5 protein-coding genes are annotated in these 5,246 nt (G+C 40.0%); 3 read left to right on the top strand and 2 right to left on the bottom strand.

From position 1 onward, the window contains the following. Nucleotides 1–195: 195 nt before the first annotated feature. On the top strand, nt 196–1,101 hold the full coding sequence (locus AC1DLM_RS34635) for a hypothetical protein (protein WP_477572524.1): 906 nt from the start codon (nt 196–198) through the stop codon (nt 1,099–1,101). Between the two features lie 44 nt (nt 1,102–1,145). On the opposite strand, the gene AC1DLM_RS34630 is transcribed toward AC1DLM_RS34635, so the two are convergent. Continuing rightward, entirely contained in the window at nt 1,146–1,319 is a 174-nt protein-coding gene (locus tag AC1DLM_RS34630) for a GrpB family protein (protein ID WP_477572527.1), read from the bottom strand. A gap of 152 nt (nt 1,320–1,471) precedes the next feature. Further along, nucleotides 1,472–2,074 (bottom strand): stalk domain-containing protein, encoded by a 603-nt coding sequence (locus tag AC1DLM_RS34625; protein WP_477572523.1) that lies wholly within the window; start codon nt 2,072–2,074, stop codon nt 1,472–1,474. A gap of 774 nt (nt 2,075–2,848) precedes the next feature. Between AC1DLM_RS34625 and AC1DLM_RS34620 the strand changes: the two genes are divergently transcribed. Together AC1DLM_RS34620 and nagA are read left to right on the top strand one after the other, a co-directional pair. After that, nucleotides 2,849–3,643, top strand: coding sequence for a DeoR/GlpR family DNA-binding transcription regulator (locus tag AC1DLM_RS34620; RefSeq protein WP_477572526.1), 795 nt, complete (start codon nt 2,849–2,851; stop codon nt 3,641–3,643). Next, nucleotides 3,633–4,778: an N-acetylglucosamine-6-phosphate deacetylase gene (gene nagA, locus AC1DLM_RS34615; RefSeq protein WP_477572525.1), complete on the top strand. Its 1,146-nt coding sequence runs from the start codon at nt 3,633–3,635 to the stop codon at nt 4,776–4,778. Before AC1DLM_RS34620 ends, nagA begins: the two co-directional genes overlap by 11 nt. The last annotated feature ends 468 nt before the right edge of the window (nt 4,779–5,246 follow it).

Genomic DNA, 5,246 nt, shown 5'->3' with positions numbered 1-5,246 from the left:
GGTAATTATACCAATTATTTCTAATTACAAATATACTTTACAAAATCTTTACTCAGTTATTTCCGTATTTCTAATTACAAATATACTTTACATAGAGATTCTTTATAATTTTCGATGCAACTATTATTTTGAAGAGTCGTCTATTTTGTTGGAAAGAAACGAAAAATGTAAATATGTAAAGGAGTGGTTCCAATCATGAAGAAGCTTCTTGTTTTCGTCATCCTTTGTTTAAGCATACTTCTTGCATCCTGCTCATCAGGCAATCAGGCAACTGTACGCGAGCCTGCAAGCACTCCCCAACCGAACGTCGCATCGGTTCAGCCCAACCAGCTGTCAAACACAGCTCCACCTGTTGCGGAGGCATTCCCTCAAACAGTAAATCTGTCCTTTCAACCTATTCAGCTGAGCCAGTTACAGGTAGGTAAGCCACAAGCAGAATGGGCAAGTGTACGTAGCCTTTCGTTCGGAGCTTTCCAAGGAAAGCCAATCGAGTTGACCATTTATCAACAACCGAAAGACGAAGCTTCGCTTCTACCGCAACAGTTGGACATTGAAATGAACCTGCAAGGAAAAATATACCTGATTAACAACGTTTCCCACGATCTACTAGATAAAGAAGCAGTCAATAACACAGTCGTGTTCAACCAAACATATTCGTCCGGTTCAAAGGATTATTATTTCTTAGGCGGGGTTGAGTTGTCTGCGAACGGTCCGGGGCTCATGCTCTATATCGTCTACGATTTCTCGCAAAAAGCTTGGTATACTTTTGATCAATGGGGCAGCCCGTCTTTTAAGGACCTCGACGCCGATGGACAAAATGAATTCGTCATTGAGTTTCAAGGCATGCATTTGCAGTTGCCTGACGTAATGGTCATCCATATGCATAACGGTAACCTTCAACGAAGTGCGGCCTTTGCCGATACGTTAGCAGAAGAGAGCAGCTGGTCCGCTGGTCTTTCCGATTACAAAAGCAAAATATACGTCAAAATTTCCAAAAACTTGGATCCGCCATTCTTTGAATTCTACATTAATGACGAAAGATTTGATTCCGTTCTGGTGAGTTATCGATATTCACAAGAGAAACTGGAGAGAGTCCATTAAAAGAGCGAAGCGTTGTTTCTTAAAACAAGAAGCAGTAATAGACATCATTTCCAACCCGCACGTTGTAATATCTCTCTCACAAAATCCCCCTTAGCATTCGTGTATGCCAAACGGTCATTCTGGAATCGTTGCGCGAGTTCCGATTTTAAGTCACCATATTGCTTGGCATCCTCTGGATGATTTCTCAAATAATATTTAAAACGGATTTTCGCCCATATCTTTTGTTACATCAGCATCAGAAAAGATGTTGAATACTGCTGGTGCATCTTCAACTGACTTAAGTAAACGAGATACTTTATTAGTTTAAGCTATTGGTAAAATAGGGACAACGTCTATTAACGGAACTTAAATCCTTAGCCTCCAACGAGGATTATTTATAGGCTGTGACTTCAAAATCCACTTTTGCATATTTAGAGAAATCACCAACTTCGCCAGCCGAAACACACTTAATTTCGCCCATGCTAATGGTTTGCTTTTGGTCAGAGCTACCAGGTTTGGACGTGCCTGATGCCGTCCCAATCAGCTTATCGTTCGCATCATAAAAATGCAATTTAAACTCAATGTCATGTTCGGTAATCGAATCTTTGTCATGATCTAAAGCTAATAATCCTCGAATACCCGTATATCCGCCATCTAAGTATAAGTCGAGCAAACCAAAGTGAATATTGGCATATTTATCATCTTTAAGTATGGGAACATTTGAAGGGAAATGATTAATTGTAATGTCCTTGTATATACCTTGGTCTGTGTAATCTACAAAAGCCCCTAACTGTTCAGCTATAAATCGGACAGGAACGTAAGCGTGCCCTTGATAATTAAGTACCGCATACTCTTTGTCGTCTAAAGGGACATTTTGACCATTGATATTGAAAAATGCTGGAAACAAATATGTTTGAACTGATTCTGAAGCAATCACCGCAGTAGAGATGGATAAACACATTCCTACAACTATTCCAAGAATAAATTTCCTCAAAAATCTCAACTCCTTAAGTTAGACCTAAACAAACTATCCCAAAATTCAAACACTCCCTTTATTTACCATTACGAATTATAGACGGTACGATGAAGTAAAAGTTGCTCTTACCATTCCAATTCTTTTACAAAACTTTTTACCACATAATTCCATTAAACAGTCCTTGGATAACAAAAGGAAACCCCACAGCTACGAGCTGTGGGTCTAGTAATATCGATACGGTTAGGTGGTTCAGGGTTGACTGCCTGACTCACCATCTTCGAAATCTTCCCTAGTATCCTCATAGTCACTATAATTGTCAGGTCTTGGAGCCCTTGTTCCATTGAAATCTCCTGGAACCAACTCATGAACAACTGAGTAGAATGCATGTTGTAATCTCCTTGGTTTTGTTTTTGGATCCGACGCTCGCCAGCAACTGAGATCCATTAACATCATACCAAGGAGCCTTTTTATTGTTCAAACCTCGTATTTCGTTCTACGCTCATGAATTTTGAACATTAACACAATCTTTTCAATCGTTTGTTCAACAAAACAATAATGTCATTGAAGCGCACCGCGTAAGCGAAGAAGGCTACTACTGGATAAGGGTAAGTGTCACAACAGCCATAGAATTGAATGCTTTGCTCGAAGAGCTTTTAATATACGGCAATTACAAATTAAGCCTATCAATTGGCCAAATGAAATAGGGGAATTACTAAAATACTTAAATATACTTAAAAATATCTTTAATTAACTTATAATTCATGATAATATTACTTATAAGAGGTGATGATGATGTATCAAGAAGAACGGTTACTGAAAATACTCGACTATATTAATGAACACCATGCGATGAGTGTTATGGACATCTGCTCTCTTCTAGATGTATCTAGGGATACAGCCCGAAGAGATATTGTTAAATTAGTACAAGAAGGGGTCGTTATTCGTACACATGGAGGCGTCGCTTTACCTCAATTGAAGAAGGAAATTGCCTCCTATCAGGAACGTTTAATTGACGAAACAGACAGTAAAAGTAAAATTGGGAAGATAGCAGCTAAACTAGTTCAAGATCGGGAAACAGTCATTTTAGACGTATCAACTACGGTACAGTCTGTAGCAGAACAAATTTCAGCTAAAAATATTACAGTTGTCACACATTCCATAGACATTGTAGGGATTCTCTCAGGACGGGAAGATTTGCAAGTATATGTGCTAGGTGGCTATTTACATACCAAAAATCGGTTATTATATGGACCTTCCGTCATTGATAAACTAAGAGAATTAAGAGCTGATAAGGCATTTATCGGCGCTACATCTATACGAACTGATGGGCTTTACTTTCCTTACGAAGATGATGTTTCTGTAAAAAAAGAGATGGCCCGCAGATCGGATCAGGTAATCGTCGTGGCTGATTTCACGAAGTTTACAAACAAATCGGTTTATCGTTTAGATTTTGACTTTGTGGATATTTTGATTACCGATCAAGAAGTGCCTAACGAAATAAGAGAAGTACTCCATAATAAAAATATAACGATTATTCAATGTGAAGAGAAAGACAAATACGAGGAGGATAACAATGATGAGTCTTAAAATTTTGCACAACGTAAACGTAATTCAACCAGACGACCTTGTTCTACCTGCCACACTTTGGATAAGAAACGGAATTATTGAAAAGATAGAAAGTGGTCTTTCTTCTCTTCCGGAGGGCGAATATGAACTTATGGATGGCCAAGGACATTTATTGATACCTGGTATGATCGACGTGCATATCCATGGTGCTAACGGGTTCGATATGATGGATGGCAGTGAGGCGAGTATTCAGGAGGTTTCGCGTGCTTGTGCTGAAACGGGCTGCACCTCATTTCTGGTTACCTCCGTTAGCTCTACAATTGAAGAATTACTAGCCATGATTCGTAGTGTGAAACGTTTAATCGGGCGTGAAGTCGGGGCCAAAATTGCCGGGCTTCATCTAGAGGGTCCGTACCTGAATCCGAAGCGTAAAGGTATGCAAAATGAACGGTTTTTACGACATCCGAATCTTACTGAAATGAAAGAAATTTTTAACGAAGCAGATGGACTGATTAAGATGGTTACAATAGCCCCAGAATTACCTGGCGGGATGGAGCTCATCTCTTTTCTGAAAGAAAATGGCATTATAATCGCGGTTGCGCATTCGGATGCCACATATGAGGAAGCAAAGCAAGCCTTTGAAGCCGGAGCGAGTCACGTAACGCATTGTTTCAATGGCATGCGTCCGATTCATCATCGTGATCCCGGTCTGGTTGTAGCCGCTTTTGAAGAAGAACATGTAAGCCTCCAAGCAATTGTGGATGGTATTCATTTGCATCCTGCGATCGTTAGAATGATGCATCGTCTGAAAGGACCAGATGGCATGGTACTTATCACAGATGCTTTGCAAGCCATGGGACTAGGTGATGGGAATTATGTGTTCGGTGGACATCATGTTACGGTTTCCGACGGTGTAGCTCGACTAGAGGATGGGACTTTAGCCTCCAGTACGGTTACGATGAATGAGGCACTTCGTCTAACCGTAGAAACCGGCATTTCTTTAAAAGACGCGGTTCAAATGGCTTCAACCACACCTGCACGAATATTAAGTCTTGATAACCGAGGCAGAATCTCCACGGGCTTTGACGCTGATCTTGTCTTGTTAAATGAACAATTCCAAGTGCAATGGACAATGATTAAGGGTCATATCATCTAATGTTTGAGTAAATTCTCTCTAAGCAGGAATCATCGAAATCCTCGATTACCAATACGCATACTTCACATTAATACAATTTTCCATACATTGATTATTCGTGGATAAATAAGATTCCCCTGCAATTAACATAAGGAAAGGCAATCGAGCCAAAAATGACCGACTGCCTTCTCTGGTGCTGCAAAAGATTCAACTTTAAATCTAGTCCATGCCCAATGTAATGAATATGGTTACCATGACTCATAAATTTGTTAAGCAAAGAGCTGCCTCGCGGCCAATGTCATTTAGTTAAGGCGCGGGTTCAAATATCAAGAAAAAGAGCAGGTTATCGAAAAGATAGCCCGTTCTTTTTTTTGCACGAAGAAGAGAAGTAAGACTTGACAAGTACGTATAAATGTGTGGCGAAGCCCCTTGAAAAACGTAAGACTTGACAAGTACGTATAAATGTGTGGCGAAGCCCCTTGAAAAACG

Source organism: Paenibacillus sp. 01T442 (genome assembly GCF_056398345.1).
The sequence above is the reverse complement of the archived record's forward strand: the minus strand, read 5'-3'. Positions and strand labels throughout refer to the sequence as shown.

Coding starts and splice junctions, on each gene's coding strand:
- AC1DLM_RS34635 (WP_477572524.1), top strand. CDS start 196: ATGAAGAAGCTTCTTGTTTTCGTCATCCTTTGTTTAAGCATACTTCTT.
- nagA (WP_477572525.1), top strand. CDS start 3,633: ATGAGTCTTAAAATTTTGCACAACGTAAACGTAATTCAACCAGACGAC.
- AC1DLM_RS34620 (WP_477572526.1), top strand. CDS start 2,849: ATGTATCAAGAAGAACGGTTACTGAAAATACTCGACTATATTAATGAA.